We start from the raw sequence: 16033 nt of genomic DNA on the forward strand, positions 1-16033 counted from the left end.
CGGGCGGGGTTCTCGACCGGCCGATGCCGTCGTCGCACTTCATCCCATCCCCGACCTCATCCTGAGGCGTTGGCCGATCGAAGATCGGCCGACCTCGAAGGAGGGCTCCAGGGATCGCGGTGCTTTCTGGAGGTCTCCTTCGAGGCCAGTCCATCGGTGATGGACCGACACCTCAGGATGAGGTCGCAGGTGGGATGGGCGCGTCGGAGCGCTCGGCCCCTAGGCCCTGTCCCGCCCGTCGACCACGTCGGTGGCGGCCCGGAAGGCGGCGTCGGCGTCCAGCGTCGTGGTGTCGATCACCACCGCGTCCTCGGCCACCCGCAGGGGGGCGGCGGCGCGGTCGGCGTCGCGGGCGTCGCGGCGCAGGATGTCGGACAGGACCGCCTCGTAGGCCACCGCCTCGCCGCGCCCGTCGAGCTCGCGGTGACGGCGCCGCGCGCGCTCCTCCGCCGAGGCGGTGACAAAAAGCTTCACGGCGGCGTCCGGGCAGACCACGGTGCCGATGTCGCGCCCGTCGAGCACCGCACCTTCGGCCGCCCCGGCGAAGCGCCGCTGCCAGTCGAGGAGCGCGGCGCGCACCGCTCCTTGCGCCGAGACGATCGAGGCCGCCTCGCCCATGGCGCTGCCGCGCAGGCGCGGATCGGCGAGGAAGCCGGCCTCGAGCCCCCGCGCGGCGGCCGCCGCGGCGTCGGCGTCGGCCAGGTCCTGGCCGGCATCGAGGAGCGTCAGCGCCACCGCCCGGTAGAGCAGCCCGGTATCGAGGTGCGGCAGGCGGTAATGCTCCGCCAGGCGCTTGGCCAGCGTCCCCTTGCCGGAGGCCGCCGGGCCGTCGATCGCGATCACCATCGGGCCGCTCACACGCTGAGCGCGGCGCCGAGCGCCCGCATGTCGGCGAGGAAGGCCGGGTAGCTCGTGGCGATCATGGCGCCGTCGTCGACCGTCACCGGCTTGCCTGCGACCATGCCGAGCACCAGGAACGCCATGGCGATGCGGTGGTCGAGATGGGTCTCGACCGTGCCGCCGCCCTGCGGCGCCGACCCGTCGCCGTGCACGATCAGGTCGTCGCCCTCGACGATGTGGGAGACGCCGTTGGCCTTCAGGCCGGCCGCCACCGCGGCGAGACGGTCGGATTCCTTGACCCGGAGCTCGTGCAGGCCCTGCATCCGGGTGGTGCCTTGCGCGCAGGAAGCCGCCACGGCGAGGACCGGGTACTCGTCGATCATCGCCGGCGCCCGCTCGGGCGGCACCGCGACGCCCGTCAGGCGGCTGTGGCGCACCCGCAGGTCGGCCACGGTATCGCCGCCCTCCTCGCGCTCGTTGAGGCGCTCGATGTCGCCGCCCATCTCGATCAGCGTGGTCATGAGGCCGGTGCGCAGCGGGTTCATCATCACCCCCTCGATCACCACCTCGGAGCCCGGCACGACGAGCGCCGCCACCATCGCGAAGGCCGCCGAGGACGGGTCGGCGGGCACCACCACGTCGGTGGCGGTGAGGGTCGGCTGGCCGGTGAGCGCGATGCGCCGGCCGTGACCGCCGGGGCCGATCGCCTCGACCTCGACATGCGCGCCGAACAGGCGCAGCATCCGCTCGGTGTGGTCGCGGGTCGCGGCGGCCTCGATCACCGTGGTGACGCCAGGCGCGTTGAGGCCGGCGAGCAGCACCGCCGACTTCACCTGCGCGGAGGCGACCGGGCTCTCGTAGGTGACCGGCACCGCCTCGCGGGGGCCGCGCAGGGTCAGCGGCACCCGGCCGCCCTCGGCCTGTTCCACCACGCTCACGCCCATCTGCACCAGGGGATCGAGGATCCGCCGCATCGGCCGCTTGCGCAGCGAGGCGTCGCCGTCGAAGGTCGCGGTGACCGGATGGCCGCCGACCACGCCCATCATCAGCCGCGAGCCGGTGCCGGCATTGCCGAAATCGAGCACGCCGGCCGGATCCGACAGGCCGCCGACGCCGACGCCGCGCACCCGCCAGCGCCCCTCCCCGTCCCGGTCGATGCCCGCGCCGAGCGCCTTGGCGGCGGCGGCGGTGCGCAGCACGTCGTCGCCCTCGAGCAGGCCCTCGATCCGGGTCTCGCCGAGGCTGAGCAGGCCGAGGATGATCGCGCGGTGCGAGATCGACTTGTCGCCGGGCGGCCGCAGCCGGCCCTTGAGGGCCGTCCCGGCCTGGGCGGTGATCGGGGACGGAGTGGAATCGTGCGACACGGGCAGACGGCCTGGTTCTCGAGAATCGCGAGGGACGCGCGGGAAAACGGCGGGGTCGTTACCACGGGCACGCCGCCCCGTCATCCGCTGGACACACGGCTATTTGACAGCGCTGGCGGGCGCGACTAACCGAACCCACTCTTAGCGACATCGACAGGAACGTGACCACCGTGGCCAGACCGGAACTCGGCTTGAAGCGCCAGTGCATGAGCTGCGGCGCCAAATTCTACGACCTCAGCAGGGATCCTGCCGTGTGCCCGAAATGCGGCACCGTCTATCAGGTCGCCGCCCTCACCTCCACCCGCGTCCCCGCCCCGGCGATCGCCAACCGCGCCCCGCGTGAAGAGGAGACCGAGGAGGAGGCCGGCGCCCCCGAGATGGTCTCCCTCGACGAGGTCGAGGCTGCCGAGGGCGGCGACGACGTGGCGGGCGACGACGATGCCGACGTGGCCGATGCCGGCGGCGACGACGACACCTTCCTGGAAGAGGACGAGGAGGGCGGCGACGACGTCTCCGACTTCATCGACAGCGATATCGAGAGCGACGAGGAATCCTGATCGCCGCGGGGGCGACAAGTGCCCGGTTGTCGCCCCAACTCGTTGATTGATCTCGGGAATTCGCGGCAGTCACGAAAACTTCGCGAAGACCCGCCCCGAGGGCTTGTGTCGAACGCCGCACCCTCATATACAGCCGCTCACCGGCGACGGCGCCCTCCCGGAGGGTGGCGGGCCGGTTCTCGGACGGATCCCAAACGTCCTTGGAGTGGGGCTTTAGCTCAGCTGGGAGAGCGCCTGCATGGCATGCAGGAGGTCAGCGGTTCGATCCCGCTAAGCTCCACCAAATCATTTCGGGCGCAGCCTGACGTGATGACGATCGCTCCGCGATCATCGAGACGACCCGTGGCCCTACCCAGCGCCGCGGATGAGTGATGGGGCTTTAGCTCAGCTGGGAGAGCGCCTGCATGGCATGCAGGAGGTCAGCGGTTCGATCCCGCTAAGCTCCACCAAATCATTTCGGGCGAAGCCTGACGTGATGACGATCGCTCCGCGATCATCGAGACGACCCGCGGCCCACCCAGTGCCGTGGATGAGGATGGGGCTTTAGCTCAGCTGGGAGAGCGCCTGCATGGCATGCAGGAGGTCAGCGGTTCGATCCCGCTAAGCTCCACCATCCCCTCCCTCTCGGAATCGATCGCAGCGTGATGCAAGGCCGCCCCGGCGGCCTCCTTGCCGTCCGGGATGTCGCGAAAATCCTCGTCCTCGGAATCGGTCCGGCCGGACCGGTGTGCCTCCCGCGTGGCGCCCTGCCGCCGGCAACCCGCCTCTTCGATCCGGGCCCGGAGCCCGTGGCGCTCGGTTCCCGGTGCTTTCCCGGTTTGCCGCGCATCGCGGATCCCGGCGGGCCTGCCCTCGGTGCCGATCCCGGCTGCCCCAGATGGCGGGACGGCCCGCGCACCCCGCGACGCAGCGACAATGATGCAATCGCCCATCACGGTATTTCGCGTCCTGGTACGTTTGGTTTTCGGCTTCGAAGAATAATTCATTCGCGTCCCGGCGGTGCGGTGGTCGTGTCGGTCCCGGCCGGTACCGATACTGGAGCCTGGGATGCACCCGTGCGCCGCAGGATGGGCGGGGTTTTACTTCGATTTGTATCGCAAAAACTAACAAGAATTTACAGACCGAAACATCTAATCTTTTAAGTAACATCATGAACGTCCTCGCTCTGTTCATGTTCGAACACAAACGATCGGGGATTTTTCGCGGTTGCGACGGGCAAACAAACTGCAGAATCCGGTCGATGCAGTGATTGAAGAAGCAGATTACCCTTGGTAACATGCCCGTCAGCGGAAACGTGAACGAGGGGATGTTAATGTTGACGGAGGCGCAGTGGGCTTTGCTCGCACCGTTGCTCGAAGGCTGCCGGCCCCGTGGCAAGACCCAGCCCCATGACCTGAAGCGGACCGTGGACGCGATCCTGTGGCGCCACTGGCACGACACCAACTGGCGCGCGGTCCCGGCCCATTACGGTCCCTGGTGGATGGCGGCGCAGACCTTCATCCGCTGGTCGCGCCTCGGCGTGTGGGGGCAGCTCCTCACCCGGCTCGAGCAATCCTTCGTGGAGGCGGGCCTGCAGGTCCCGGGTATCGACCACGACGAGTTCGCCTATGGCGGCGCCCGCAAGAAGGAGCTCCAGGACAGCGAATTGCAGGTGCGCCAGATCGCCAACATGCTGCTCAGCGTGCAGCCGCAGGCGGCGGTGGCCTGACCCACGGCCCCGGGGGGAGCCGGCATGCTCCCCCCGCTCCGGCTACGGAGGGCACCATGTCCGTCTCCGTCGATGGTATTCGCGTGTTCGTCGACCTCGAGAAGGAGGGGCTCGTTCCCAGCGGGCCCCACGATGCGGGAGAAGCCGACCCTGTTACTGTATGGCGGTCCGGGATTCGACCATGCCGCCTTCACGCCCTGCTGCTCCGGGCTGAGCGACATCGCGCAGATGGTTGATGGTGACCATCGCGGCCGCGGCGAGGACGGCGACTGCGCCGACTGGATGCTGACGCAGCGGGGCGACGACATAAAGGGCCCGTGCGACGCCCTCGGCCTCGTCCGGCCGATCATGCTCGGGATGCCGTGGGGCGGCACCATCGCCCAAGCTTACGCGACGCGGCATCTGGACCATCCCGGCAAGCTCGTCCTCGCAAGCACGGCCGCCAAGATTGGGCGGATCCCAGGTCGCCCGCACCGCCGAGACCGACTGGGACGGGGCCCACCGCCGACAGGCGCGCGGAGTACGTCCGCGCCTGCCTCCCATTCGAGGCGCACGCGGCCGCCCTGCCGCCCGACCGCGTCCGCTTCGAGCGTTTCGCGGAAAAGCGGTCACGGCCTGTTCGGCGACGATCTGGAGCGCGTCTTATCGGCCCTGCGGGAATTTATCACGGTAGCTTGAGCCAGGCATGTCATTATACCGACAGCCTGATGCAGCTCATCGATGTTTTTGTGGTCTATACCCTCCCATGATATTGAATTTTAGATGACTCCACTGGATCAAGTCGCCATCTATGGGCATCGTGAGTTGCTCGGTAGAACAACTCCTCTCTGTTATTTTTACCGCGCACTACATCCAATCGTTCAGCTCGAGACCTCTCTAAATATAAGCAGGGGAGTCATGCCATAAGTATGCTCGGGCCTGCCAATCATATTTCTAGCTATGATACCCATTCGAGCGGCCATCCCACCAATAACCGTTCCTGCAACGTCAGCTGCGATGTCAGCGTCTTCCCGGCCTTCTTCAGTGCGATATGCTGCGTCGTAAGGGAGCGCATCATAGATGCCGATCATATTCCATTCGCCGCTGAGCAGCGATCCATGCTTCAAAACTAAATCAGACGATCTGCCAATGACAAACTCATCTTCGAGCGTCGACCAAACCGAAGTGTCCTCGGAAAGCATTCTAACCTGCAGCATGTGCGGGAGAATAGAAAGCATGGACATCGTAAAATCTAATTCGTTATTTGCAGATTCTTTTGTCTCTTTGGCTCTAATTCTGCGATCATGGCGAGATAAGCCGCTTGTATCAACGCCAGAAGCGGCAGCGGGGATCCCGGCCCTTATCATCTTCTGAACTATAGGCTTATCCCACGCGCCCTTCATCATTCCAGCATCAAACAACAAAAGTTGTCCAGTAAACAAAACAATTTGACCTATCTCTGAGCTTTTGATGTCTCTTTTTATCAGACCTCTGCGCTCCGCGTCATCTAAAAACGTGAGCGGATTAAGCCATTTAGGGTCGAATTGTCGAACTTGGCCTGTTTGCTCGGACGCAGACTTGTTTACTCTAGCAGCTACAACGTTAATATCACCGCCGCCCGTACTAGTCTCTGAAACAGATCGCGTTAAATTTGTAAGATGTCCATATTGATTGAACTGACTTGAAAATTGAGCGATCCGTCGAGTGTCGACATAAAGAAAATCATAAACGGAATCTTCCGTCTTTCGGCCTTCCGCCATCTTCTAATTCCTTCCTGACAGATTCTTTGTGTTTCTGATTTTGGCGCCCAAGATCGCGAACGAAATTTGAAATCGCGTGTTCGTTATCGCGAATTTTGTCCCTATCAGCTTTGCCTACAAAATTATGCACTAGCTTAGCAAGGGGATTTTTTCTCTGTGACATAATCGAATCTGCCTCCACAATCGGGACACGCTGATAGGAACCTTGCTGTGCTAGTTCGCTCATCGAATGGCCCCGATTATGCCAGCATGGTCGTCCGGAGAGTATGTTGCAGCGCCTTTCCTTGACAATCCCCTCCCCACTACAACGTCGGCCCGCTGTCATGGCAGCCGTTACCACTCAAACGTCCACCTGCCGCCGGTCTTCGGTCGGTGTCTGGGTAATGAATAATACCGAGCCCAGGTGGCTAGCTTGTAGGTTGGAGAATAGCGAAGACGCGCCTTGCACTCGCCCTAATTCCCGCGTCGAGGCTCTCGACGTAATCCACCGGAGAATAGCTGCGCAGAATACTTCTTGGCATCCAACGCGTCGACACGCACTGGCTCGCCACAAGAGCTAGATATACCTCAAATCCCTCTTGGCTATTAGGCTCCACTGTTTCTGGTCAAACGAGGCTGGACACGTCGAAATCGGTCGTCTCATTATGGACGAACTAATTCACGGTCCCGTTTCGTCGGGGGCGCAACCTCTTGCAGCCCTACTCCGCCGCCTCCCGCAGGCGTCCCGGCTCCTCCTTGTCCTCCGGCGCCTCGTCCTTCGTCTCCGGCCCGTGCCGGTGGCCGGACAGCCAGGTCGCGAGGGTGTCGAGGTAGATGTAGATCACCGGCGTGGTGAACAGCGTCAGCACCTGGCTCACGGCCAGCCCGCCGACCATGGCGTAGCCCAGCGGCTGGCGGATCTCCGAGCCGGTGCCGGTGCCGAACATCAGCGGGATGCCGCCGAGCAACGCCGCCATCGTGGTCATCAGGATCGGGCGGAAGCGCAGGAGCGCGGCCTTGCGGATCGCCTCCTCGGGGCCGATGCCCTCCTGACGCTCGGCCACGATCGCGAAATCGACCAGCATGATGCCGTTCTTCTTCACGATGCCGATCAGCAGGATGATGCCGATCAGCGCGATCAGGCTGAAATCGTAGCCGAACCACAGGAGCATCGCGAGCGCGCCGACGCCGGCCGAGGGCAGGGTCGAGAGGATGGTCAGCGGGTGGATGTAGCTCTCGTAGAGGATGCCGAGGATCAGGTAGACCACCACCAGGGCGGCGACGATGAGCAGCGGCACCGTCGAGAGCGATTGCTGGAAGGCTTGCGCGGTGCCCTGGAAGCCGGTCGCCAGCGTCGCCGGAATACCGAGATCCTTGGCCGCCTTGTCGATCGCCGCGGTCGCGGTGCCCAGCGCGACGTTGGGGGCGAGGTTGAAGCTGATCGTCACCGCGGGGAACTGGCCCTGGTGGCTGATCGAGAGCGGCCGCACCGGCACGGTGGTCCAGGTGGCGAAGGCGGCGAGCGGCACCTGGCCGCCGGTCGTGGGCGACTTCACGTAGATGTTGCGCAGGGAATCCGGGTTGCCCTGCAGTGCCGGCAGGATCTCCATGATGACGTGGTAGCTGTTGAGCTGGGTGAAGTACTGCGCCACCTGGCGCTGCCCGATCGCGTCGTAGAGCGTGTCGTCGATCGCTTGCGGCGTGATGCCGTAGCGCGAGGCCGCGTCGCGGTTGATCGTCAGCGTCAGGGTGGTGCCGTCGGTCTGCTGGTCGGTGGCGACGTCGCGCAGTTCCGGCAGCGTCTTCAGCTTCTCCAGGAGGCGCGGCGACCAGGTGTTGAGCTCGTCGAGGTTCGGGTCCTGGAGCGTGTACTCGAACTGGGTGCGCGAGGCGCGCCCGCCGGTGCGCACGTCCTGCGAGGCCTGGAGGAAGACCTTCACGCCCTCGATCTTCGCGAGCTTCGGCCGCAGCCGGCCGATGATCTGGAAGGCGTCGGCCTCCCGCTCGTCCCGGGCTTTGAGGGTGATGAACATCCGGCCGGAATTGAGCGCCTGGCCGCTGCCGCCGATCGACATCGCGACGCTCGCGACATCCGGGTCGGCCTGGATCACCGCGCCGACCGCGTGCTGGCGATCCTCCATGGCGGCAAACGAGATGTCCTGCCCGCCTTCCGTGATGCCGACGATGAGGCCGGTATCCTGCTGCGGGAAGAAGCCCTTCGGGATCACCACGAACAGATAGCCGGTGAGCGCCAGCGTGCCGAGGAAGGTCAGGAACGTCACGACGTGGTGGCGGAGCGCCACGTCGAGGGCGGATTCGTAAGCCGACAGCATGCGATCGAAGACGCGCTCGCTCCAGCGGTAGAGGCGTCCGTGATGCTCGTTCGTGTGCTCCTTCAGGAAGCGCGAGGCCATCATCGGGGTCAGCGACAGCGACACGAAGGCCGAGACGCCGATCGTCATCGACAGCACCACGGCGAATTCGCGGAACAGCCGGCCGATGATGCCGCCCATCAGCAGGAGCGGGATCAGCACCGCGATCAGCGAGACCGAGATCGACACGATGGTGAAGCCGATCTCGCCCGCGCCCTTGAGCGCGGCCTGCATCGGCTTCATCCCCTCCTCAATGTGGCGGGCGATGTTCTCCAGGACCACGATCGCGTCGTCGACCACGAAGCCGACCGCGATGGTGAGCGCCATCAGCGACAGGTTGTCGAGGGTGTAGCCCGCCATCCACATCAGCGCGCAGGCGCCGAGCAGCGCCAGCGGCACCGTCACGCTCGGGATGATGGTGGCCCAGACCGAGCGCAGGAAGACGAAGATCACCATCACCACGAGCGCGATGGTGAGGAGCAGCGTGAACTGCACGTCCTCGACGGCGGCGCGGATGGTCTGGGTCCGGTCGCTCAGCGTCTGGACCTTCACGCCCGCCGGCAGCGAGGCGGTGATGCGCGGCAACTCCGCCTTGATCCGGTCGACCGTGTCGATGACGTTGGCGCCGGGCTGCTTGAAGATGACCAGGAACACGCCGCGCTGGCCGTTGGCCCAGGCCGCCTGCTTCACGTCCTCCGGCCCCGCCACCGCCCGGCCGATGTCGCGCACCCGCAACGGGGCGCCATTGCGGTAGGCGATGATGACGTCGTTCCAGTCCTTGGCGCGGGTGAGCTGGTCGTTGGCGTAGACCGTGTAGCTGCGGGTCTGGCCGTCGAAGCTGCCCTTGGGGCTGTTGACCGTGGTGATCGACAGCTGGGTCCGCACGTCCTCGAGCGACAGGTCCTTGGCGACGAGCTTCGCCGGGTCGATCTGCACCCGCACCGCCGGCTTCTGCTGGCCGCCGATCAGCACCTGGCCGACGCCCGTGACCTGGCTGATGCGCTGCGCCAGTTGCACGTCGGCGGCGTCGTCGACCTCGGTCAGCGGCAGGGTGTCGGAGGTGGCCGAGAGCAGCAGGATCGGCGAATCGGCCGGGTTCACCTTGCGGTAGGTCGGCGGGCTCGGCAGGGTCTTCGGCAGCTGCCCGCCGGCGGCGTTGATCGCCGCCTGGATGTCGTTCGCCGCCCCGTCGATGTTGCGGCCGAGGTCGAACTGCACGGTGATCGACGAGATGCCTAAAGCGCTCGTCGAGGTCATCTGGCTGACGCCGGGAACTTGCGCGAACTGTCGCTCCAGCGGCTGGGCCACCGTCGAGGCCATGGTCTCGGGGCTGCCGCCGGGCAGCTGCGCGGTGACCTGGATCGTCGGGAAATCGACCTGCGGCAGGGGCGCGACGCCGAGCAGCGGATAGGCCACGATCCCGATGAACAGGATCCCGGCCATGATCAGCGAGGTCGCGATCGGAAAGCGGATGAAGTAGCCGGAGATGCCGCCGCGCGCGGTCTCCCCCTGCCCGGTGCCGAGCTGCATGTCAGCGCGCCTCGCTCTGGGTCAGGGCGGCGTTGTCCGCCTGGCGTGCGGGCGTCGCGCCGGTCGCGGGCGTCGCCTCGGCGACGAGCGCGCCCTCCTGCACCCGCGACTGGCCGCGCCAGACCACGGTCTGGCCCGGCGACAGGCCCTCGAGCACCTGGCTGCGGCCGTCGTTGGAGCGGCCGACGCTGATCGGCTGCATGTGGGCCTTCATCTGGTCGTCGACCACGAAGGCGTAGAGCCCGTTCGGCCCGTGCTGCACCGCGTCGTCCGGCACCGTGACGGCGTCCGGAATCGTGCCGGTGCGCATCTTGGTCGAGACCGAGACCCCCGGCCACAGGGCGTGGTCCTTGTTGGCGAAGGAGGCCTTGAGCCGGATCGTCCCGGTCGCCGTGTCGACCTGGTTGTTGACGAGGTCGAGCCGCCCCCCGGACAGCCGGGCCATCCCGTCCGTGCTCCAGGCCTCGACCGGGACCGGGCCGGCGGCGAGCGCCCGCATCACCTCGCCGAGCTGCTCCTCGGGCGCGGTATAGACCACGAAGATCGGCTCGACCTGGGTGATGGTGACGATCGCGGTCTGCTGCGCGGCGTTGACGATGTTGCCGACGTCGATCAGCCGGAAGCCGGTGACGCCGTCGATCGGCGCCTGGATCGTCGCGTAGGAGAGTTGCGTCGCCGCGTTGTCGATCGCCGCCTGGTCGCCGGCGATCTGGGCGGTGAGCTGGTTGACCGTGGCGCCTTGCGTCTCGGTCTGCTGGCGCGAGGCGTAGTCGCCGAGCTTGGTGTAGCGCTCCAGGTCGGCCTTCGCGTTCTTCACGTTGGCCTCGTCCTGGGCCTTCTTCGCCCTGGCCTGGTCGAGGGCGGCCTGGTAGGGGCGCGGATCGACCTGGGCGAGGAGGTCGCCCTTCTTCACCACCTGGCCTTCGCGAAAGCCGATCTTCAGGATCTCGCCGTCGACCCGGCTGCGCACCTGCACGGTGTTGTAGGCCTGCACCGTGCCGAGGCCGGACAGCACCACAGCGAGGGGCCCCCGCTCGACCCGGGCGAGGGTCACCGGCACCGGGGCGGGGGCGCGGGCGGCCGGCTTCGCCGCGGCCGCCTGCTCCCGGTTGTGCCACGCATAGGCGCCGCCGGCGCCGGCCAGGATCGCCAGGGCGACGAGCCACCCGCCGCGCCGGCGTTTCCGTGCGTCAGCACCCTGTTCTGATCTCATCGGCCGCACGCTTCCACTCGGGCGTCGTCCGGCAACACGAGAGTGTCCCGCCGGACGACGCGGCAACGTCGAAGACCGGACATGGCGCACGGCGTGCGAGACTCCAGTCTATGCCGGTCGCGACGCCTGTCACAGGGCCGCCGGGGCGGCTGCGCGGGCCGGCATCCTTCGAGCGTATGCCACTCGACTGTTTCTCGCGTGTGCGAGAACCGTGCGTCGTCTCCGCGCGGCGGACAAGGCTGACCGATCGTCGGCGCGGGGCTCGCCGGAACCTGTGCGGGAGGGAAATGCGGTGTCGGGGTGACGGGGGCCGGCACGGCGGCCGGCCTCCCGTCCTCGGCTTCGGGCCGTCAGACGCCCTCGGGTCGTCGGCGCCCTCGGCCGTCAGGCACGCCCGTGCCGTCAGGCACGCCCGTGCCGTCAGGCACGCGCCATGGCGTCGGCCTTGCCGATCAGCGCCTCGGCCATGCGGATCGACGCGATGTCGATGAGGCGCCCGTCGAGGGAGACGGCGCCGCGGCCGGCCTTGGCGGCCTCCTCCATCGCCGAGAGGATGCGGCGCGCCTTGGTCACCTCGGCCTCGCTCGGGGTGAAGACCTCGTTGGCCAGCTCGATCTGCGAGGGATGGATCGCCCACTTGCCCTCGAAGCCCAGAGCCGCGCAGCGCCGGGCCGCCGAGGTGTAGCCATCCGGGTCCGAGAAGTCGCCGAACGGGCCGTCGATCGGCCGCAGGCCGTAGGCGCGGCAGGCCACCAGCATGCGGTTCTGGGCGAACAGCCACGGATCCTGCCAGTGGGTCTGGCGGCCGCCGGTCTCGTCCTTGTCGGTCAGCACCGAGTAGTCCGGGTTGACGCCGCCGATCACGGTCGAGCGGGCGCGCAGCGAGGCGGCGTAGTCGGCGACGCCGAAGGACATCGCCTCGAGGCGCTTCGAGGACTGGGCGATCGCCTCGACATTGGCCATGCCGAGCGCCGTCTCGATCAGCACCTCGAAGCCGAGCTTCTTCTCGCGGCGCTTCGCCTGCTCGATCTGCGTCACCAGCACGTCGATCGCGTAGACGTCCTGCGGCACGCCGACCTTCGGGATCAGGATCATGTCGAGGCGCGGGCAGGCCTCGACGATGTCGACCACGTCCCGGTACATGTAATGGGTATCGAGGCCGTTGATGCGGATCATCATCGTCTTCGTGCCCCAATCGATCTCGTTGAGGGCCTGGACGATGTTCTTGCGCGCCTGCTCCTTGTCGTCGGGGGCGACGGCGTCCTCGAGGTCGAGGAAGATCACGTCGGCCGAGGACTTGGCCGACTTCTCCATGAAGGTCGGGTTCGAGCCCGGGACCGCCAGCTCGGAGCGGTGCAGGCGGGGCGTGGCTTGCTGGACGAGGGTGAAGCTCATTTTGGGTTTCCTCCGTGGAAAGAGTTTGGCGTTCCGTCGGGGACGGACGCAACGTGGCGGAAGGTGGGGGGCGCGGGGCTGTGTGGGATGAAGGAGAGGCGCGAGCTCTCCCCCTCTCCCCGCGGGCGGGGAGAGGGCCGTGTCTCTGTCCAAGAGACACGGCAAGCGGAGGCGAAAGCCGGAGCGAGGGTGAGGGGGTCTCGACGAGTGAAACTCCTCCGGAAACACCCCCTCGCCCTTCGGGCTTGCTGTGTCCCCGACAAGGGGGACACAGCCCTCTCCCCGCCCGCGGGGAGAGGAGAAGGGGCGCCTCATCCGGTAACCGGGCGGAACACTCTCACCCCGTCGCCCCGAACCCCGCGGCGACGCAGTTGATCGAGAGCAGCAGGGCCGATTTCAGCGTCTCGCGCCTGTCCTCGTCGGCCTCGGCCCGGAAGCGGCGCAGCAGGTCGACCTGCTCGCGGCTGACCTGGTTGAGCACCGGCAGCCGCGCGGCGAGCCGGCCGCGATAGAGCGGGAAACGCTCGGCGAGGCCCGCGGCGCCGCTCACCTCCAGCACCATGGCGCAGGTGAGGCGATACTCCGCCTCGATCATCGCGAAGATCGTCTCGCGCGCGCCCTCGTCCGGGCAGAGCCCGGCGAAGTCGCGGGCGATGCCGAGATCGACGGTGAGCAGGGTTTTTTCGACCTCGTCGACGATCAGGCGGAAGAGCGGTGAGTCCTCGAACATCCGCCGCAGCAGCGCCCGGCCGCCCTCCCCGCGCACGTCGAGCAGGCTCTTGAGGCCGCTGCCGACCCCGTACCAGCCGGTGATGCCGTGCCGGTTCTGGCTCCAGGCGAAGACCCACGGGATCGCCCGCAGGTCGGCCAGGCTCCGGGCGCCGAAGCGCCGGGCCGGCCGCGAGCCGATGTTGAGGAGCGCGATCTCGTCGAGCGGGCTCGCGGCCCCGAAATAGGTCACGAGATCCGGGTGTGTGATCAGCCGGGCATAGGCCGCCCGCGAGGCGCCGGAGAACGCCTCCAGGGCATCGTCGAACTCGGCCCCCGCCGCCTGGGCCGCGCCGGAGCGCGGCGCCGCGCCGTCGAGGACGTGGTCGAGCACCGCCGAGGCGAGCAGTTCCATCTGGTAGGCGGCGGTGCCGCGGTTGGCGTACTTGAACGACACCACCTCGCCCTGCTCGGTGGTGCGGAAGCGGCCCCGGATCGAGCCCGCCGGCTGGGCCGCGATGGCCCGGGCGGTGGGGGCGCCGCCGCGGCTGACCGAGCCGCCGCGGCCGTGAAAGAACGCGATGGAAAGGCCGGCCTGCTCGCCGACCTGGGTCAGCTTGCCCTGGGCCTTGGCTAGCTCCCAGTTCGAGGCGACGAAGCCGCCGTCCTTGTTCGAGTCCGAGTAGCCGATCATCACCTCCTGCACCCCGCCCTGCTGGCGGGCGGAGCGGCGCACGACCGGCACCTTGAGGAGCGCCCGCATGATCGCGGGGGCCGCGCGCAGGTCGTCGATGGTCTCGAACAGCGGCACGATCGGCAGCGGGCAGACCTCGACGCCGGCCGCGTCGAGGAAGACCCCGGCGGTCTTGGCGAGCAGGTAGACGCCCAGGATGTCCGGCACCGAATGGGTCATCGACAGGACGAAGGCGCCGAAGGCCTCGCGGTCGAGGCTGCCGCGCATCTCGGCCACCAGCCGGAAGGTGGTTAGCGTCTCGCGCGCCTCCTCGGGCAGGCCGTCGAGGTCGGGCAGGCCGTCGAGAGGACGGGCGAGCTCGGCTTCGAGCCAGGTCATCCAGGCCGGCGAATCGACGTCCGGCGGCTCGCCCGCCCCCTCGCCGTGCTGGCGCTGCCACAGCGCCTGCAGCGCCCGGGTGGTGCGGGTGGTATTTTCGCGGATGTCGAGCCGCACGGTCGAGAAGCGGAAGATCTCGACCATCCGGCGGACCGGCCGCACCATGTTCCGGGCCAGCGACGCGCAATGCGCCTCCGACAGGCCGTCCTCCAGGGCGCGCAGGTCGCCGATCAGCTCGTCGGCGTCGGCGTAGCCGGCCACCTGCGGCCCCTCCGACCCGTCGCCGCGCTCGCCCTCCAGCCCGGCGACCGTCGCCGCGAGGCGCCGGCTCAGGCAGGTGAGGAACTGGCGGTAGGGCTCGCCCGGGTTGCGCCGGGCGATCGCCTCGCCATCCGGCTGGCGGGCGAGCTGCTCGGCGAGCGCGGCCGCGAAGGCCTCGGGCACCGGCAGGGAGCGGGCGCTGATCGAGAGGGTGCGGGCGAGCGCCGTGATGCCGTCGTGGTAGCGCCGCAGGCTCGCCAGCGCGTTGCGCCGCAGCGTGCGCCGGGTCACCTCGGCGGTGACGAAGGGGTTGCCGTCCCGGTCGCCGCCGATCCACGAGCCGAACTGGAAGAAGGCCGGCACCTCGAACCGGGCGCCCGGATAGGAGGCCGCGAAGGCCTCCTCCAGCGAGCCCAGGGTCTCGGGCAGCATCTCGAACAGGGTCTCGTCGAAGAAGTGCAGCCCCCAGGCCACCTCGCGGTCGACGGTCGGCTTCTCGAGGTGCAGCTCGCCGGTCATCCAGACGAGCTCGACCTGGTCGCGCAGGTCGTCCATCAGGGCGTGGCGCTCGCGCTCGGTCCAGCGCGGCATCTCCAGCTCCTTCAGGATCAGGTAGATGCGCCGGAATTTTTCCAGCACCGTGACGCGCTTGGCCTCGGTCGGATGCGCCGTCAGGGTCGGGCGCACGCGCAGCGACGACAGCACCCCGTGCACGGTCTCGGGCGGCACGCCCTGGGCGGCGGCGCGGGCCAGCACCGCGCTGAAGGAATTCTTGAGCCGGTCGCGGCCGGCATTGCGCTCGACGTGGCGGCGCCGGCGCATCGCGGTGTTCTGTTCCGCGATGGCGATGAGCTGGAACCAGATGCCCTGCACCTGCAGCGCCCGGGCCGTCAGCTCCGGCGTCAGCCCGGCGATGTCCGCCTGCCCGCGCAGGACCGCCTCCAGCTCCGGCTGGTGGCGCCGGCAGACGTCCACCAGCGAGCGGAAGAGCACGTCGAGCGCCACCCGGTCGTCGGTGCCGGTGATCAGCGGCGGGGCGAAGGGCGTGTCGGGAACGGGAGTGTGGATCATCGGGAGCTCCCCGGTGGGGGTCGAGGGAGGATTTTTCGAAGTGTCGCGCGGCCTCCCCTCTCCCGTATGGGAGAGGGGCCGGGCGACCGAAGATCGCGCGTGAGGGTGCCATGGTCCTGAGTCAGGCCCTGACCGTCCCGCTGGCAGCACGACGCCAGTGTTTCACACTGAAGCGTGTCACCCTCGCGCGATCTTCGATCGCCCCTACCCCTCTCCCACACGGG

General features: G+C 67.8%; 11 protein-coding genes and 3 tRNA genes. 5 read left to right on the top strand and 9 right to left on the bottom strand.

The features are described from left to right. Positions 1–219: 219 nt before the first annotated feature. The gene (gene cmk / locus miv_RS14490; RefSeq protein WP_048426811.1) at positions 220–846 is read right to left on the bottom strand and encodes a (d)CMP kinase; all 627 of its coding nucleotides are present in this window, start codon (positions 844–846) and stop codon (positions 220–222) included. 8 nt (positions 847–854) lie between these two features. Further along, positions 855–2204, bottom strand: a complete 1350-nt coding sequence (gene aroA / locus miv_RS14495) for a 3-phosphoshikimate 1-carboxyvinyltransferase (protein ID WP_207183261.1) — start codon at positions 2202–2204, stop codon at positions 855–857. Positions 2205–2374: 170 nt separating this feature from the next. Here aroA and miv_RS14500 point away from each other — a divergent pair, with 170 nt between their 5' ends. From miv_RS14500 to miv_RS14520, 5 genes are all read left to right on the top strand, one after another. Then, positions 2375–2761 carry a TIGR02300 family protein gene (locus miv_RS14500; protein ID WP_048426836.1) on the top strand — a complete coding sequence of 129 codons (387 nt, stop codon included), beginning with the start codon at positions 2375–2377 and terminating at the stop codon, positions 2759–2761. A gap of 207 nt (positions 2762–2968) precedes the next feature. Continuing rightward, positions 2969–3044: transfer RNA gene (locus tag miv_RS14505), tRNA-Ala, on the top strand. A 90-nt stretch (positions 3045–3134) separates the two neighbouring features. After that, a tRNA-Ala gene (locus miv_RS14510) sits at positions 3135–3210 on the top strand. Between the two features lie 88 nt (positions 3211–3298). Further along, positions 3299–3374, top strand: a tRNA-Ala gene (locus miv_RS14515). A gap of 693 nt (positions 3375–4067) precedes the next feature. Next, a complete protein-coding gene (locus miv_RS14520; RefSeq protein WP_207183262.1) occupies positions 4068–4469 on the top strand; it encodes a transposase in 402 nt (133 codons plus the stop codon). 153 nt (positions 4470–4622) lie between these two features. On the opposite strand, the gene miv_RS14525 is transcribed toward miv_RS14520, so the two are convergent. From miv_RS14525 to miv_RS14555, 7 genes are all read right to left on the bottom strand, one after another. After that, positions 4623–4880 carry a hypothetical protein gene (locus miv_RS14525; RefSeq protein ID WP_207183263.1) on the bottom strand — a complete coding sequence of 86 codons (258 nt, stop codon included), beginning with the start codon at positions 4878–4880 and terminating at the stop codon, positions 4623–4625. Positions 4881–5329: 449 nt separating this feature from the next. Then, positions 5330–6208 (bottom strand): hypothetical protein, encoded by an 879-nt coding sequence (locus miv_RS14530; RefSeq protein WP_207183264.1) that lies wholly within the window; start codon positions 6206–6208, stop codon positions 5330–5332. Further along, positions 6171–6434, bottom strand: a complete 264-nt coding sequence (locus miv_RS14535) for a hypothetical protein (protein WP_207183265.1) — start codon at positions 6432–6434, stop codon at positions 6171–6173. Before miv_RS14535 ends, miv_RS14530 begins: the two co-directional genes overlap by 38 nt. A 472-nt stretch (positions 6435–6906) precedes the next feature. Continuing rightward, entirely contained in the window at positions 6907–10089 is a 3183-nt protein-coding gene (locus miv_RS14540) for a multidrug efflux RND transporter permease subunit (RefSeq protein ID WP_207183266.1), read from the bottom strand. Between the two features lies 1 nt (position 10090). Further along, positions 10091–11302: an efflux RND transporter periplasmic adaptor subunit gene (locus miv_RS14545; protein ID WP_207183267.1), complete on the bottom strand. Its 1212-nt coding sequence runs from the start codon at positions 11300–11302 to the stop codon at positions 10091–10093. 420 nt (positions 11303–11722) lie between these two features. Beyond that, positions 11723–12697: an HpcH/HpaI aldolase/citrate lyase family protein gene (locus tag miv_RS14550; protein ID WP_048426805.1), complete on the bottom strand. Its 975-nt coding sequence runs from the start codon at positions 12695–12697 to the stop codon at positions 11723–11725. 337 nt (positions 12698–13034) lie between these two features. Further along, complete coding sequence (locus miv_RS14555; protein WP_207183268.1) at positions 13035–15809, bottom strand: phosphoenolpyruvate carboxylase; 2775 nt, start codon at positions 15807–15809, stop codon at positions 13035–13037. Positions 15810–16033 lie beyond the last annotated feature (224 nt).

The organism is Methylobacterium indicum (assembly GCF_017347565.1).
Classification (GTDB): domain Bacteria; phylum Pseudomonadota; class Alphaproteobacteria; order Rhizobiales; family Beijerinckiaceae; genus Methylobacterium; species Methylobacterium indicum.

Coding starts and splice junctions, on each gene's coding strand:
- cmk (WP_048426811.1), bottom strand. CDS start 846: ATGGTGATCGCGATCGACGGCCCGGCGGCCTCCGGCAAGGGGACGCTG.
- miv_RS14520 (WP_207183262.1), top strand. CDS start 4,068: ATGTTAATGTTGACGGAGGCGCAGTGGGCTTTGCTCGCACCGTTGCTC.
- miv_RS14525 (WP_207183263.1), bottom strand. CDS start 4,880: ATGGTCCAGATGCCGCGTCGCGTAAGCTTGGGCGATGGTGCCGCCCCA.
- miv_RS14530 (WP_207183264.1), bottom strand. CDS start 6,208: ATGGCGGAAGGCCGAAAGACGGAAGATTCCGTTTATGATTTTCTTTAT.
- miv_RS14535 (WP_207183265.1), bottom strand. CDS start 6,434: ATGAGCGAACTAGCACAGCAAGGTTCCTATCAGCGTGTCCCGATTGTG.
- miv_RS14540 (WP_207183266.1), bottom strand. CDS start 10,089: ATGCAGCTCGGCACCGGGCAGGGGGAGACCGCGCGCGGCGGCATCTCC.
- miv_RS14545 (WP_207183267.1), bottom strand. CDS start 11,302: ATGAGATCAGAACAGGGTGCTGACGCACGGAAACGCCGGCGCGGCGGG.
- miv_RS14550 (WP_048426805.1), bottom strand. CDS start 12,697: ATGAGCTTCACCCTCGTCCAGCAAGCCACGCCCCGCCTGCACCGCTCC.
- miv_RS14555 (WP_207183268.1), bottom strand. CDS start 15,809: ATGATCCACACTCCCGTTCCCGACACGCCCTTCGCCCCGCCGCTGATC.